Annotated in this window: 15 protein-coding genes; 10 read left to right on the top strand and 5 right to left on the bottom strand. The window is 66.7% G+C overall.

Annotated features, from left to right (window positions below):
• From accC to F6X42_RS24660, 5 genes are all read right to left on the bottom strand, one after another.
• The gene (gene accC / locus F6X42_RS24680) at nt 1-1,365 is read right to left on the bottom strand and encodes an acetyl-CoA carboxylase biotin carboxylase subunit (protein WP_184006568.1); all 1,365 of its coding nucleotides are present in this window, start codon (nt 1,363-1,365) and stop codon (nt 1-3) included.
• 117 nt (nt 1,366-1,482) lie between these two features.
• On the bottom strand, nt 1,483-1,944 hold the full coding sequence (accB, locus tag F6X42_RS24675) for an acetyl-CoA carboxylase biotin carboxyl carrier protein (RefSeq protein ID WP_187636708.1): 462 nt from the start codon (nt 1,942-1,944) through the stop codon (nt 1,483-1,485).
• A 79-nt stretch (nt 1,945-2,023) separates the two neighbouring features.
• Entirely contained in the window at nt 2,024-2,479 is a 456-nt protein-coding gene (gene aroQ, locus F6X42_RS24670) for a type II 3-dehydroquinate dehydratase (protein ID WP_175149027.1), read from the bottom strand.
• Nucleotides 2,480-2,686: 207 nt separating this feature from the next.
• The gene (locus tag F6X42_RS24665; RefSeq protein ID WP_187636707.1) at nt 2,687-3,259 is read right to left on the bottom strand and encodes a TlpA family protein disulfide reductase; all 573 of its coding nucleotides are present in this window, start codon (nt 3,257-3,259) and stop codon (nt 2,687-2,689) included.
• 19 nt (nt 3,260-3,278) lie between these two features.
• Entirely contained in the window at nt 3,279-3,929 is a 651-nt protein-coding gene (locus F6X42_RS24660) for a UDP-N-acetylmuramate--alanine ligase (RefSeq protein WP_187636706.1), read from the bottom strand.
• Between the two features lie 188 nt (nt 3,930-4,117).
• On the opposite strand from F6X42_RS24660, the gene mpl reads away from it, so the two are divergent.
• The 10 genes from mpl (at nt 4,118) to F6X42_RS24610 (ending at nt 15,218) form a co-directional block, all read left to right on the top strand.
• Complete coding sequence (gene mpl, locus F6X42_RS24655; protein WP_187636705.1) at nt 4,118-5,512, top strand: UDP-N-acetylmuramate:L-alanyl-gamma-D-glutamyl-meso-diaminopimelate ligase; 1,395 nt, start codon at nt 4,118-4,120, stop codon at nt 5,510-5,512.
• Nucleotides 5,509-6,123, top strand: coding sequence for a YqiA/YcfP family alpha/beta fold hydrolase (locus F6X42_RS24650; protein ID WP_187636704.1), 615 nt, complete (start codon nt 5,509-5,511; stop codon nt 6,121-6,123). The genes mpl and F6X42_RS24650 overlap by 4 nt, the downstream gene beginning before the upstream one ends.
• A gap of 215 nt (nt 6,124-6,338) precedes the next feature.
• Entirely contained in the window at nt 6,339-8,468 is a 2,130-nt protein-coding gene (locus F6X42_RS24645) for a ribonuclease catalytic domain-containing protein (RefSeq protein WP_187636703.1), read from the top strand.
• Entirely contained in the window at nt 8,465-9,328 is an 864-nt protein-coding gene (aroE, locus tag F6X42_RS24640; protein ID WP_187636702.1) for a shikimate dehydrogenase, read from the top strand. Before F6X42_RS24645 ends, aroE begins: the two co-directional genes overlap by 4 nt.
• Before the next feature lie 25 nt (nt 9,329-9,353).
• Complete coding sequence (gene mtgA / locus F6X42_RS24635) at nt 9,354-10,088, top strand: monofunctional biosynthetic peptidoglycan transglycosylase (RefSeq protein WP_187636701.1); 735 nt, start codon at nt 9,354-9,356, stop codon at nt 10,086-10,088.
• A 359-nt stretch (nt 10,089-10,447) separates the two neighbouring features.
• Nucleotides 10,448-11,476, top strand: coding sequence for an IclR family transcriptional regulator (locus tag F6X42_RS24630; protein ID WP_187636700.1), 1,029 nt, complete (start codon nt 10,448-10,450; stop codon nt 11,474-11,476).
• Nucleotides 11,473-12,588 (top strand): 2-dehydro-3-deoxygalactonokinase, encoded by a 1,116-nt coding sequence (locus F6X42_RS24625; RefSeq protein ID WP_187636699.1) that lies wholly within the window; start codon nt 11,473-11,475, stop codon nt 12,586-12,588. The genes F6X42_RS24630 and F6X42_RS24625 overlap by 4 nt, the downstream gene beginning before the upstream one ends.
• Before the next feature lie 45 nt (nt 12,589-12,633).
• Nucleotides 12,634-13,314 (top strand): 2-dehydro-3-deoxy-6-phosphogalactonate aldolase, encoded by a 681-nt coding sequence (locus F6X42_RS24620; RefSeq protein WP_187636698.1) that lies wholly within the window; start codon nt 12,634-12,636, stop codon nt 13,312-13,314.
• On the top strand, nt 13,311-14,099 hold the full coding sequence (locus F6X42_RS24615) for an SDR family oxidoreductase (protein ID WP_187636697.1): 789 nt from the start codon (nt 13,311-13,313) through the stop codon (nt 14,097-14,099). Before F6X42_RS24620 ends, F6X42_RS24615 begins: the two co-directional genes overlap by 4 nt.
• Nucleotides 14,100-14,219: 120 nt before the next feature.
• The gene (locus F6X42_RS24610; RefSeq protein WP_187636696.1) at nt 14,220-15,218 is read left to right on the top strand and encodes an arabinose ABC transporter substrate-binding protein; all 999 of its coding nucleotides are present in this window, start codon (nt 14,220-14,222) and stop codon (nt 15,216-15,218) included.
• Nucleotides 15,219-15,359: the final 141 nt, after the last annotated feature.

The following is a 15,359-nucleotide window of genomic DNA, read 5'->3' as shown; positions in this document are numbered from 1 at the left end:
TTACGCTTCTTCCGCGACCTGCTGACGCGCGGCCAGCCGGTTTTCGAGGTAGTGGATGCTGGTGCCGCCTTCGACGAACTTCGCGTCGAGCATCAGCTCACGGTGCAGCGGGATGTTGGTCTGAATACCTTCGACCACCATTTCCGACAGCGCGATGCGCATCCGCATGATCGCCTGTTCGCGCGTCGCGCCGTAAGCGATCAGCTTGCCGATCATCGAATCGTAGTTCGGCGGCACGAAATAACCATTGTAGGCGTGCGAATCGACGCGGATGCCAGGACCACCAGGCATGTGCCACGACGTCAGGCGTCCCGGCGACGGCGTGAACTTGAACGGATCTTCGGCGTTGATCCGGCATTCGATCGCATGGCCGCGGAACTGTATGTCGCGCTGACGGAACGTGAGCTTCTCGCCGGCCGCGATGCGGATCTGTTCCTGCACGATGTCGACACCGGTGATCAGTTCGGTCACCGGATGCTCGACCTGTACGCGCGTGTTCATCTCGATGAAGTAGAACTCGCCGTTTTCATACAGGAACTCGAAGGTGCCCGCGCCGAGATAGCCCATCTTCTTGCACGCGTCTGCGCAACGATCGCCGATGCGGTCGATCAGACGGCGCGCGATGCCCGGTGCCGGCGCTTCCTCGATCACCTTCTGGTGACGGCGTTGCATCGAGCAGTCGCGCTCGCCGAGCCACACGGCGTTCTTGAACGAGTCGGCCAGCACCTGGATTTCGATGTGCCGCGGGTTCTCGAGGAATTTCTCCATGTAGACCTGCGGGTTGCCGAACGCGCGGCCGGCTTCCTCGCGGGTCATGATGACCGCGTTGACGAGCGCCGCTTCCGTGTGGACCACGCGCATGCCGCGGCCGCCGCCGCCGCCCGCCGCCTTGATGATGACCGGATAGCCGATCTGGCGGGCGATCTTCACGATCTCCTTCGGATCGTCGGGCAGGGCGCCTTCCGAACCCGGCACGCAAGGCACGCCGGTTTTGATCATGGTCTGCTTCGCGGTGACCTTGTCACCCATCATGCGGATCGTTTCCGGACGCGGGCCGATGAAGGTAAAGCCGGACTGCTCGACGCGCTCGGCGAAGTCGGCGTTCTCCGACAGGAAGCCGTAGCCGGGGTGGATCGCTTCGGCGTCGGTGACTTCGGCCGCGCTGATCAGCGCGGGCATGTTCAGATAGCTCAGATTCGACGGTGCCGGGCCGATGCAGACCGCCTCGTCGGCGAGCTTCACGTACTTGGCTTCCTTGTCGGCTTCCGAATAGACGACGACCGTCTTGACGCCGAGCTCGCGGCAGGCGCGCTGGATGCGAAGCGCGATCTCGCCACGATTGGCAATGAGGATTTTTTCAAACATAGCGGGTTTTCGACTCATCAATGGGCGCCGGGGTCGGTCACGACGCCGGCTGCCGCAGAGGATCGGTCGCGCGCCTGGGGATGAGCGGCGCGCGGGCGGCGGATAGTGCGTGCCGCGTTAGCCGACCACGAACAGCGGTTGGCCGTACTCGACCGCCTGACCGTTTTCGACGAGGATTTCCTTGACCACGCCGGACTTGTCCGACTCGATCTCGTTGAGCAGCTTCATCGCTTCGATGATGCAGATGGTCTGGCCTTCCTTGACCGTGTCGCCGACCTGGACGAATGGATCGGCGCCCGGCGACGGCGCGCGGTAGAACGTGCCGACCATCGGCGAAGTCACGACGTGACCCTGCGGCGCAGCGGCGGCCGGGATGGCCGGAGCGCCTGCGGTGGCCGGCGGCTCGACAGCTGCCGGTGCGGCTTGCTGGAATTGCGGTGCGTAGGCAGACGGTTGAACGTAAACTGGCGGCGCATTCTTGACGATGCGGACCTTGCCCTCGCCCTCGGTCACTTCGAGTTCGGAAATACCGGACTCCGAGACGAGGTCGATCAGAGTTTTTAGTTTACGTAGATCCATCAGGGTGCCCCTTTTCAATGCGTTGTGTGCCGGCGTGTGCAAGCGTGCAGTAGCCGGCTCAAATTGGACGTGCTTGGATTCAGCCGCGCGACGAGCCGGCCGCGAGCCGGTCGAGCGCGAATTCGAGTGCGTACAGATACCCCTTCCAGCCGAGGCCGCAGATGACGCCCTCAGCCTGATCGGAGAAATACGAGTGATGCCTGAACGGTTCCCGGCGATGCACGTTCGACAGATGAATCTCGACGAACGGGATGCCGACACCGGCCAGTGCGTCCCGAATGGCCACGCTCGTGTGCGTGTACGCGGCGGGATTGATCAGAATGAAATCGGTTTTCTCGGTGCGGGCCGCCTGAATGCGGTCGACCAGCGCGCCTTCGTGGTTGCTCTGGAACGACGCGAGTTCGACGCCTGCGTCGGCTGCGCGGTCCGCCAGCGCCTGATCGATCTGCGGCAGGGTCACGCGACCGTAGACCTCGGGTTCCCGTGTGCCGAGAAGATTCAGGTTGGGTCCGTGCAGTACCAGCAGTCGCGTCATGGTCGCTTCTTTTTCCGTGGAATTGCGCGCACTTTAGCGCTGATTAGAGAAACTTGTCTAGTTTCGTGCGCGTACGCGGCGGCGGGCCGCGCTGGCGGCCGCGTGGCCGTGGGAACAACTTCACTCAAATTCGGGAATCATCCGCGTATTTTTGCGCGTTCTGCACGGAATCGGATGGCAAAAAGCGCAGCGCGAGAAATCGGAAATTTACAGGGTATCGAGCGTCCGGCGCAGCGCCGCGGGGTCGATCTGGCCCAATTTTGTCGAGCGGATGTTGCCTTTTGCGTCGATCACGACGGTAAAGGGCAAACCGCCCGCATTGTTACCGAACGCGCGCGCGAGGTCGGCGCCGCCGAAGCCGGTCACGTAGATGGGGTACGCGACCTTGACCCTTTGCAGGAAGGTCTGGATGTTTTGTTCCGAGTCGACGCCGAGGCCGACGAACTGGATGCCTTTCTTCGCGTACTCGCGCTGGATCTGAGACAGCGCCGGCATTTCCTCGACGCACGGACCGCACCACGACGCCCAGAAGTTGACGACGATCGGGTGGCCCTTGAGCAGGCTCAGCGACTGAGGCTTGCCGTCGAGGTTCGTGACCGGTGCGCTCCACAACTGCTGGACGGGGTTCGCACGGGTGTCGGACTGTGACCCGGACTGTGCGTCGGCTTGCGACGCGTACGCGACGTCGGTGCCGCGATTGAGCCAGTGATTGGCCAGCACGCCGCCGCCGGCGGCGGCCAGCGCGACGACCACGCCCACCAGCATACGTCTCGTATTCATCGTGCTCCGTTCCGTCTGATCAAGTGGTGAAGGACGGCACTTCGTCACCGTCGAGCAGCGCCTGCACCGCCTGCAGATTCGCCCGCGCCGTGCGGCCGCGCGCGTCGGCGCGCACCGCGCCGCGCAGATCGTCGGTTTCGTACAGCGCGACGTGGATGCCGACCGGCTCGGCGTTGCGCTCGCCCGCGGGGCGCCACAGGAAGCTCAGCGTCTCCACGTAGCCGCGGCCCGCGAAGTGGCGCGTTTCCGACACGTCGTACTGGATGTTTGCATTGAGCATGTAGATCGCGACTTCTTTCGGGTTGTCGCAAAACACCTGCAGATGCACGTCCGAATGCTCGCCGGCCGTGCCGCCGAGCACCGCGCCCGTCAGATATGGATTGAACGGCGCGAGCCGCTCCATCCAGTCGACCGCGATCATGCGCAGGCGCCGCAGCAGCGCCGGCTGGCTGTCGCTCTGGAACAGCGCCTGATATTCGCGGATTTCTTCTTCGATCTGATCGTTGTCCGGCAGCCATTCGCCGGCAACACGAGTCTCGCCGACGACCTGCCGGGCCGCCTTGCGCTTCGCGCTGGCATAATCCAGGCCGTCTTCGGCAACCAGGCGTGCCGCCGCGATTGCGATTTCCTCGCGCACGCGCTGCGGATCGAAATGTGATTTGCGGACCATCTTTGCATGATACTCGATCGAGCCTGGCGACGCGGTTCGGCGGCCCGCACGGGGCGGCGTCGGGCACGGCCGGCAGGGGGCAGCGCGCGCCGCGTCGGTTACAATAGGCGTCCTTTGCAGACGGTCGTTCCGGCCGTCCTGTGGCTCTCCCATCCCTCGCAAGAAACGCCCCCGCGGCACGACAGCTTATGCATATCCACATCCTCGGCATCTGCGGCACGTTCATGGGCGGTCTCGCGGTGCTCGCGCGCAATGCGGGCCACACGGTGACCGGCTGCGACGCCGGCGTCTATCCGCCGATGAGCACGCAGCTCGAGGCGCAAGGCATCCGTCTGATCGAGGGTTACGACGCGGGCCAGCTGAACGGCCTGGACGCGGATCTGTTCGTGATCGGCAACGTGGTCACGCGCGGCAACCCGCTGATGGAAGCGATTCTCGACCGCGGCCTGCCGTACGTGTCCGGTCCGCAATGGCTCGGCGAGCACGTGCTGAACGGCAAGTGGGTGCTGGCTGTGGCCGGCACGCACGGCAAGACCACCACGAGCTCGATGCTGACCTGGCTGCTCGAAGACGCGGGCCTGAACCCGGGCTTCCTGATCGGCGGCGTGCCGCTGAATTTCGGCGTGTCGGCGCGGCTCACCGATTCGAGCTTTTTCGTGATCGAAGCCGACGAATACGACACCGCGTTCTTCGACAAACGCTCGAAGTTCGTCCATTACCGCCCGAAAACAGCGGTGCTGAACAATCTCGAATTCGATCACGCCGACATCTTCCCGGATCTCGCCGCGATCGAAACGCAGTTCCATCATCTGATCCGCACGGTGCCACGCCTCGGGCGCGTCGTCACGAACGGCCGCGAGGACGCGCTCGAGCGCGTGCTGACGCGCGGTTGCTGGAGCGAGGTCGAGCGCTTCGGCGTACAGGGCGGCTGGGAAATTCAACCGGCGGAACAGGGCGTGCCCGTCGATGAACGCTTCGCCGTCTATCACAACGGCGAGCGCGTCGGCGTGGTCGACTGGCAGGTGCAGGGCGAGCATAACCGCATGAACGCGCTCGCCGCGATCGCCGCCGCGCGCCACGTCGGCGTGCCGCCCACGCAGGCCGCAAAGTCGCTGTCAGGCTTTCGCAACGTGAAGCGCCGCATGGAAGTGCGCGGCAGCGTCGACGGCGTGACCGTGTACGACGACTTCGCGCATCACCCCACCGCGATCGGGACGACGGTGGCCGGGCTGCGCGCGCGCGTCGGCCGCGACCACACGCGGATTCTCGCCGTGCTCGAACCGCGCTCGAACACGATGAGGCTCGGCGTGATGAAAGCGCAACTGCCGGCGAGCCTCGCCGACGCCGACCTCGTGTTCGGCTACGGTGCGCCGAGCGGGCGCGACGCGCTCGGCTGGAACCTTGGCGAAGCGCTCGCCCCGCTCGACGGCAAGGCCCAGGCGTTCGACAATCTCGACGCGCTCGTGAAGGCGGTGGTCCACGCGGCGCGCCCCGGCGATCAGATTCTGGTGATGAGCAACGGCGGCTTCGGCGGCGTGCATCAGAAGCTGCTCGATGGTCTTTCGACGCGAGGCGCGGCGTGATTCTTTATCTGCACGGTTTCCGTTCGTCGCCCAATTCGTTCAAGGCGCGCCTGCTTGCGGCGCGTCTCGCCGAGCTGGGGCGCGCCGACGAGTGGTGCTGCCCGATGCTGCCGGTGTCCCCGTTCGAAACCGTGGCGCTCGCCGAATCGTTGGTGGCCGAGGCACGCGCGAAGGGCGATGCGCAGCCGGTGACGGTGATCGGCAGTTCGCTCGGCGGCTACTTCGCCACGCATCTGGCCGAGAAGCACGGCTGGCGGGCCGTGCTGCTGAACCCGGCGGTCGTGCCGCAGCGCGATCTGAGCGCCTATCTCGGCGAACAGCCGTTGTGGCACGGTGGCGGCAGCATCGTCGTCGAGCGGCATCATCTGGATGAATTGCGCGCGCTTGGCGTCGCGTCGATCACGCGACCCGAACGCTATTATTTGATGGCAGCCACTGGCGACGAAGTGCTCGACTACCGTGAAATGCTCGCGCATTATCCGGGCGCACGCACGACGTTGATCGAAGGCAGCGACCATGCGATCAGCGAGTTCGCGCAGTATCTCGGCGACGTACTGGCCTTTTGCGACGTCGCACACGTCGAGCCGCCGGTGCCGCGCGCGGCGGCCTGACGGCAGGCAAGGGCGGCGGCATCGTTCCCTGCAAGGACGTCAGTCAGAAAGACATACCGACCGCCACCGCTGGTCGCAGCATCCAACCCGCTGGCACGCGCAGTGCGCGCCGCGGATTCATTATCACGAACAGGTTGCCGAGCCGCGCATGCAGTGATCGATCGCCACAGAGCATCGGGCGCGCCGGCAGATGCAAGTCAGAACGAGAGTATTGAGTGAACGTTTTCTTCGAGGAATCGGGCAGTTTCAAGGCCGGCAGCGTGCTGTCGCGCCAGGGCGACGCGTTTCAGGTCGAGTTGCCGGGCGGGCGGCGCGCGAAGGTGCGCGCGAAGGACGTGCTGATCGAGTTCGACAAGCCCACCGCCGCCGAACTGATGCAGCAGGCCGACGCGTTGGCGCAAGAGATCGATCTCGACTTCCTGTGGGAATGCGCGCCGGACGACGAATTCCCGTTCGCGACGCTGGGCGCCGAGTACTTCGGCGCGAGCTTCGGCGCGATCGAGCGCGCGGCGCTGGTGCTGCGCATGCACGGCTCGCCGGTGTACTTCCGCCGCAAGGGCCGCGGCATGTACCAGCGCGCGCCGCAGGAGCAGCTGAAGATGGCGCTCGCGGGCCTCGAGCGCAAGCGTCAGCAGGCGCTCGTGCAGGCGCAGTACGAGGAAGAACTGAAGGAAGGCCGGCTGCCGGAAGCGTTCGCGGGTAGCAAGGGACTCGCGCTGCTGACGAAGCCCGACAAGAACACGATCGAATACAAGGCGCTCGAGGGCGCCGCTGCCGCGCGCGGCATCTCGCAGGCGCGGCTGATGCTCGAATGCGGCGCGATCGCGTCGCCGCGCGCGCTGCACGAGGCGAAGTTCCTGTCCGAGTTCTTCCCGCACGGCACTGCCTTCCCGCCCGTCGCGGCGGCGATCGTGCCCGACGATCTGCCGCAGGCCGACGTCGAAGCGTTTTCGATCGACGACATCACCACGACCGAAATCGACGACGCGTTCTCGGTCGAGCATCTGGCCGACGGCCGCGTGCGCATCGGCGTGCACATCGCCGCGCCGGCGCTCGGCATCCAGCGCGGCGACGACGTCGACGCGATCGCGCGCGCGCGTTTGTCGACGGTCTACATGCCCGGCGACAAGATCACGATGCTGCCCGACAGCGTCGTCGAAACCTTCACGCTCGCCGAAGGCGGGTATCGACCGGCGCTGTCGCTGTACGTGATCGTCAATCGCGACACGCAGGAGATCGTCGCGAGCGAAACGCGCGCCGAGCGCGTGTTCGTGAAGAACAACCTGCGCCACAACACGCTCGACGAAATCGTCACCGAAGCAGCGCTTGCCGAAGGCACCGGCGAGTATCTGCACAAGGACGATATCGCCGTGCTGTGGCCGTTCGCGCAGGGGCTGTTCGAAAAGCGCCAGGCCGCGCGCGCGGGCTACGGTCTGCGCCGCGAAGTGCAGCGCAATACCGACTTCAATTTCTACGTCGACGGCGAGCACGTCACGATCACGCCGCGCCGGCGCGGCTCGCCGCTCGACACGATCGTCGCGGAACTGGCGATTCTCGCGAACTCGTCGTGGGGCGCGTTCCTGCACGATCACGGCGTGCCGGGCATCTATCGCACACAGCGCGCGTTCGGCGCGCCGAGCGGCCCGAAGCGCACGCGCATGCAGACCAACGCCGCGCCGCACGAAGGGCTCGGCGTCCCGCAATACGCGTGGAGCACATCGCCGCTGCGTCGCTACGTCGACCTCGTGAATCAGTGGCAGTTGATCGCGTGCGTGCAGCATGGCGTGACCGCCAAGCTCGCCGCGCCGTTCAAGCCGAAGGACGCCGATCTGTTCGCGGTCGTGCAAGGCTTCGACGACACCTACACCGCGTACGCGGACCACCAGCGCCGCATGGAGTACTTCTGGTGTCTGCGTTGGCTCAGGCAGGAAAACCGCAAGCAGGTGGTCGCGTCGGTGGTGAAGGGCGATCTCGTGCGTCTCGAGGAAATTCCGCTGCTGCTGCACGTGCCGGGCCTCGGCGTGCACGCGCGCGGCACGCGTTTGCAGATGGAAGTGATGTCGATCGATGAGCTGACGATCGAAGCGTCGGTGCGTCTGTTGCACGTGCTCGATGCGCCGACCGTCACGAGCGGCGCCGAAGCCGAAGAAGGCGAGGACGAGGGCGACGAAGCGCTGCTCGACGCATCCGATGACAGCGCCGAAAGCGAAGCCGAAGCCGAAGCCGAAGCCGACGGCGACAAGCCCAACGACAACCCCGGCGCTGACGAATCCGCGGCGAGCGGCGACGGCAACGACGCCGCGAACCCGGCCGACGATCAACACATCACGGAGCCGGGACAATGAGCGGCAACCCCACGCGCGACCGCTACGCAGTCATCGGCAACCCGGTCGGGCACAGCAAGTCGCCGTTCATCCACGGCCGCTTCGCCGCGCAAACCGGCGAGGCGGTCGACTACGGCCATCTGCTCGCGCCAGTCGACGCGTTCGTGCCGCACGTGCGCGCGTTCATCGAAGCGGGCGGGCGCGGCCTGAACGTGACGGTGCCGTTCAAGCTCGACGCGCATGCGTTCGCGAACACGCTGTCGCCGCGCGCGGCGGCGGCTGGCGCGGTGAATACGTTGCGTGTCGACGCCGACGGCATCTACGGCGACAACACGGATGGCTTCGGCCTCGTACGCGACATCGAGGTGAATCTCGGCGTGCCGCTGAAAGACGCGCGCATCCTGCTGCTCGGCGCGGGCGGTGCCGCGCGCGGCGTCGTGCTGCCGATGCTCGAGCGGGCGCCGCATACGCTGACGATCGTCAATCGCACGGCGCAGAAGGCCGAGGCGCTGGTCGACCAGTTCGCGCAGGCCGCGTGCGACGCGCACTGCCGGCTGACGGGCGGCAGCGCCCGCGCGATCGAAGCGGGCCAGTACGACGTGATCGTCAACGCGACCGCAGGCAGCCTCGACGCCTCGTTGCCCGAGTGCGACGACCGTGCGTTCGGCAACGGCACGCTCGCCTACGACATGATGTACGGCGCGCATCCGACCGTCTTCATGCAGCACGCGGCGAAGCTCGGCGCGCGCGGCGCCGACGGCCTCGGCATGCTGGTCGAGCAGGCCGCCGAATCGTTCTATGTGTGGCGCGGCGTGCGTCCCGACGGCGCGCCGGTGCTCGCCGAATTGCGCGCGCTGCTGGCGGCGCCGTCGCCCGTGTAACGCCAGCGCGCGGACAGCACGCACCATGACAGCGACGCGGCGCGCTAGCGGTTCGCGCGGCCAGGCCGGCCCGCTGCGCTGGCTCGCCTGGCTGATCGCGGTCGTGGTCATCGCCTGGCTCGCGACGCAGGCGTACTACTTCGCGCAGATCGCGATCTGGAACGTCGTCAATCCGCGCTCGACCGCGTTCATGCGCTCGGACGCGTGGCGTCTGTCGCAGGACCGGCCGGATCTGTCGGTGCAGCGCACGTGGATGCGTTACGACCAGATCTCGCGCAATCTGAAGCGCGCGATCATCGCGTCCGAGGACGCCAACTTCGTCAACAACAAAGGCTACGAAACCGACGCGATCCTGCAGGCATGGGAGCGCAACAAGGCGCAGGGCCGGATCGTGCGCGGCGGCTCGACGATCTCGCAGCAGCTTGCGCGCAACCTGTTCCTGTCGCGCGAGAAAAGCTATATCCGCAAAGGCCAGGAGCTGATCATCACGTGGATGCTCGAAACCCTGATGGACAAGCAGCGCATCTTCGAGATCTATCTGAACTCGGTCGAATGGGGCAACGGCGTGTACGGCGCCGAAGCGGCCGCGCAGTACTACTTCAAGACGTCGGCGAGCAAGCTCACGGCCGCGCAGTCGGCGCGGCTCGCCGTGATGTTGCCGCGCCCCAAATATTTCGATGAACACAGGAATTCGGCGTATCTCGCGCAACGCGCGCGGGTGATCGCGCGGCGTATGGGCGCGGCCGAATTGCCGGATTGAACGAGCCTCGATGAAGTTGGCCTGCTCCGAAGCCCGCCTCGCGCGGGCTTTTTTGCGTCCGCAGAGAGGGACGCGACGGTTCGCTAAACACTCGATCACCACTAAAATCTCATTATCTGGACTCAACATTCACATATTGGTGATTCTCAAAAGTCGCCCTACAATCCAAACCAACATGCATCGCGAGTCGCCGCGCCAGCGCGCCGATACACCGAACCGCGACAGAAAAAAACGGAGACGAGACCGACCATGTCTGGCAGCCAACCACAGCAGCCGCGCGAGCGCGGCGCCGCACGCATTCCCGCCCTGTTCTCCGGCCCCGCGCGCTAAGCGCAGAAACCATCCGAAAGCGAATCGCCATGAACAAAGCGATGCCCACTCACGCCGCCAGCGCGGCCGAGGCCGCGCAGGGGTCGAACGGCAGGCCGAACAGCGCGCCGAATCCCGCGCCCAATTCCGCGCCGCGCGAGGCTTCTGCCGTCACCGCCAATGTCGCCGCCAGTGCGTCCGCTACCGCGAGGGCGTCGCGCCCGGTGGCGCGCGCGGCGACCGTCGACGGACTCGGGCTGCCGGTCACGCTGCTGGAAATCACGCCGCAGCAGGCCGGCACGCAGACACTGCTGCGCGGCCTCGCGATTCTCGAAGCGGCCGCGGCCGGCGTGCGCGACCTGCGCAGCTTCGGCGCCGCGCTCGGCACGACCCGCAGCACCACGCACCGGCTCGTCAGCAGCCTCGTGCAGGCGCGCTATCTGCGCCAGGTGCAGGGCGGCTATCTGCTCGGGCCGAAGCTGATCGAGCTCGGCACGATCGCGCTCGAACAGATGCCGCTGACGGCGGTCGCGCGTCCGCACCTGGAGTCGCTCGCCGAGCAGACGCTCGACACGATCCACCTCGGCGTGCGCGACGGCGACGACGTGCTGTACATCGACAAGATCCCCGGCACCCGCGGCCTCGAAATGCGCTCGCGCGTCGGCCATCGGATGCCGCTCGCGTCGACCGGCATCGGCAAGGCGATGATGCTCGACCTCGCGCCGGACGCGTGGCAGTCGCTGTTCGACGCGTCGCGCCGCGCGCTCGCGGGCGTCAGCTTCAAGCCGGACAACCGCCCCGACGCGCCGACCTTCCTGCAGCGCATGACCAGCTACGCGGCCGGCGGCTACACGTTCGACCTCGAGGAGAACGAAGCGGCGATCCGCTGCGTCGCGGCGCCGGTGCGCGACGCGTCGGGCGCGATCGTCGCGGCGCTGTCGGTCGCGAGCACGATTCCCTATATGCCGCTCGAACGGATGGACGAGCTGATTCCGGTCGTGCAGCGCGAGGCGCGCGCGATTTCGGAAGAACTCGGTTGGCGCGCACCGCAACCCGCCACGCGCAGGATCAAGCGATGAAACAAGCGGGCACCGCCACGCTGGCGAACCACCAGGCGGCCGCCGCGCCCGACACGGGCGTGAAGCCGGACGCGGTCGATGCCGCCGATAGCGCCGCCGTCGATTTCACGCACGCCGCGCTGATCGCGCTCGACTGGGGCACGACGTCGCTGCGCGCCTATCTGTTCGACGCGCACGGTCGCGTGTTGGCGACGCGCGCATCGCCGGCCGGCATCATGAATTTGCCGCGTAGCGCGGCCGACGGCGGCTTCGACGCCGCGTTCGACGACGCCTGCGGCGCATGGCTCGAACACGCGCGCGGCGTGCCGGTGATTGCAGCGGGGATGGTCGGCAGCGCGCAGGGCTGGCTCGAAGCGCCGTATATCGATACACCCGCGAACGCCGATGCACTGGTGGCCGGTATCGTCCGCGTGCAGACCGCGAGCGGCGCGACGCTGCACATCGTGCCGGGCGTACTGCAGCGCGGCGAGCTGCCCAACGTGATGCGCGGCGAGGAGACCCAGATTTTCGGCGCGCTCGGCGCGGACGCGAATGGCGCCGCAGGCGCGAACTCCGTCGACAGCAACGCCCGCTCACTGATCGGCTTGCCCGGCACGCATGCGAAATGGGCGGTCGTGCAGGCAGAGCGCATCGAGCGTTTTCATACGTTCATGACCGGCGAGGTGTTCGCCGCGCTGCGCGAGCACACGATTCTCGGGCGCACGATGGTCACGCCGGATCGTCCGGATACCGGGGCATTTCTGCGCGGCGTGAACATCGCGCGCGAGAACGGCCAGGCAGGCGTGCTCGCGACCGTATTCAGCACGCGCACGCTGGGCTTGACCGGCGAGCTGTCGAGCGAGGCGCAGCCCGACTATCTGTCGGGCCTGTTGATCGGACACGAACTCGCCGGCCTGGAAGCGGTACTCGCGCAGCAAGGCAGCTCGCTCGCGCAGCAGAGTCTGCGGCTGATCGGCAACGATGCGCTGTGCGAGCGCTACCGCCTCGCGCTCGCGCAATTCGGCTGTCTGCGCGCGGAGCCGGTCAGGCACGCGACCGAGCGCGGCCTGTGGCGCGTCGCCGTCGAAGCGGGGCTCGTGCGGCCATCCGCCCAGGCTGCGCGCGCCGGCTGACCGGCGGCGGAGCCCCTCACGACGCTCACGAAACAAGGAACCGACATGCAACCACACATCAATCCGCCCGCACCGTATATGCCGCACGCGGGTCTGATCGCCGCGTTCGAAGCCTGCCCGCTGATTGCGATTATGCGCGGCGTCACGCCCGCCGATGCGGCCGATCACGGCCAGGCCCTGTACGAAGCGGGGTTCCGCATCGTCGAAGTGCCGCTCAATTCGCCGCAGCCGTTCGACAGCATCTCGGCGATCCGCAAGGTGCTGCCTGCCGACGCGATCGTCGGCGCGGGCACGGTGTTGCATCCGCTGTTCGTCGACGACGTGAAGTCGGCGGGCGGCGAGCTCATCGTGATGCCGCACAGCGATCCCGAAGTCGTCATCGCCGCGAAGGCGCGGGGCCTTGCCTGCGCGCCCGGCGTCGCGACGCCGACCGAAGCGTTCATCGCGCTGAAGAACGGCGCGGACGTGCTGAAGATGTTCCCCGCCGAGCAACTCGGCTGCCAGGTCGTCAAAGCGTGGCGCGCGGTAATCGCCGCGCAGGTGCCGCTCGTGCCGGTCGGCGGCATCACGCCGGACAACATGGGGCCGTTCCTCAGCGCCGGCGCGAACGGTTTCGGCCTCGGCTCGGCGCTGTACAAGCCGGGCCAGAGCGCGGCGGTGACCGCGTCGCATGCGAAGGCGTTCATCAACGGTTTGCGGGTCGCCCGCGCGGGCGCGAAGAAATGAACCGGCTCGCCGGCAAAGCCGCTCTCGTGACGGGCGCTGGGCGCGGCATCGGCGCGGCGATCGCGCTGGCGTTCGCGCGCGAGGGCGCGGCGGTCGTGCTGGCGGAACTCGACCTCGAGCTGGCGCAGCGCACGGCCGCGCAGATCGAGTCAGAAGTTGGCACCGGCGCCGGCGCGCGCGTGCTCGCGGTGCAGACCGACGTGACGCAACCCGCGTCGGTGCAGCATGCGGTCGGCGAAGGGCAACGCGCATTCGGCGCGCTCGACATCCTCGTCAACAACGCGGGCATCAACGTGTTCTGCGATCCGCTGACGATGACCGACGCCGACTGGCGGCGCTGCTTCGCGGTCGATCTCGACGGCGTGTGGAACGGCTGTCGCGCGGTGCTGCCGGGCATGGTCGAGCGCGGCGCGGGCAGCATCGTGAACATCGCGTCGACGCACGCGTTCAAGATCATTCCGGGCTGCTTTCCGTACCCGGTCGCGAAGCACGGCGTGATTGGCCTCACGCGCGCGCTCGGCATCGAGTACGCGCCGCGCAACGTGCGCGTGAACGCGATCGCCCCGGGCTACATCGAGACGCAGCTGACGCACGACTGGTGGAACGAGCAGCCCGATCCGGCCGCCGCGAAGCAGGCGACGCTCGATCTGCAGCCGATGAAGCGCATCGGCCGCCCGGAGGAGGTGGCGATGACCGCGGTGTTCCTCGCGTCGGACGAAGCGCCGTTCATCAACGCGAGCTGCATCACCGTCGATGGCGGGCGCTCGGTGCTTTACCACGACTGAATTCGCGTCGCCAGGAGACGCACAGAACACCGGACGACGCGCTGGCCGCGTGTGTCATACCGGTACAAGAAGACGCGGCCGATTACCTTCTCGTTATCAATTAGTCAGGAGACACGTATTATGAAACGCAGAATTTTCCTCACGCTGGCAGCGGCGGCGACGGGTGTGCTCTTCAACGCACCGGTCGTACAGGCCGCCGATTCGGTCAAGATCGGCTTCCTCGTGAAGCAGCCGGAAGAGCCGTGGTTCCAGGACGAATGGAAGTTCGCCGAGATGGCGGCCAAGCAGAAGGGCTTCACGCTCGTGAAGATCGGCGCGCCGTCGGGCGAGAAGGTGATGAGCGCAATCGATAACCTCGCCGCGCAGAAGGCGCAGGGCTTCGTGATCTGCACGCCCGACGTCAAGCTCGGGCCGGGCATCGTCGCGAAGGCGAAGGCTGACGGGCTGAAGATGATGACGGTCGACGACCGCCTCGTCGACGGCGCGGGCAAGCCGATCGAAGCGGTGCCGCACATGGGCATCTCGGCGTATAACATCGGCAAGCAGGTCGGCGACGGCATCGCGGCTGAAATCAAGAAACGCGGCTGGGACATGAAGGACGTCGGCGCGATCGACGTGACCTACGAGCAGTTGCCGACCGCGCATGACCGCACCACCGGCGCAACCGACGCGCTGGTCGCAGCGGGCTTCCCGAAAGCGAACATTATTACCGCGCCGCAGGCGAAGACCGACACGGAAAACGCGTTCAACGCCGCCAACATCGCGCTGACGAAGAACCCGCAGTTCAAGCACTGGGTCGCTTACGCGCTGAACGACGAAGGCGTGCTCGGCGCGGTGCGCGCAGCGGAAGGCCGTGGCTTCAAGGCCGACAACATGATCGGCATCGGCATCGGCGGTTCGGAGTCCGCGATGAACGAGTTCAAGAAGCCGCAGCCGACGGGCTTCTTCGGCACCGTGATCATCAGCCCGAAGCGCCACGGCGAGGAAACCTCGGAACTGATGTACGCGTGGATCACGCAGGGCAAGGAACCGCCGCTGCTGACACTGACGACCGGCATGCTGGCGACGCGCGACAACGTGGGCGAAGTGCGCGAGAAGATGGGCCTCGCGTCGAAGTAAGCGCAAGACTTGCGGTGGTATGAAGTACACCGCCGGCGCGTCGCTTTCCCTGCCTATCGCAGGAGACGGCGCGTCGGCGGCGACAGAAGATCTGCGGTAGCCAGACGGATCGCGCGCGATACGCGTACGGTCAACATGAAG

It is taken from the genome of Paraburkholderia podalyriae (assembly GCF_014397785.1).
In the GTDB taxonomy this organism is placed as follows: Bacteria; Pseudomonadota; Gammaproteobacteria; order Burkholderiales; family Burkholderiaceae; genus Paraburkholderia; species Paraburkholderia podalyriae.
The sequence above is the reverse complement of the archived record's forward strand: the minus strand, read 5'-3'. Positions and strand labels throughout refer to the sequence as shown.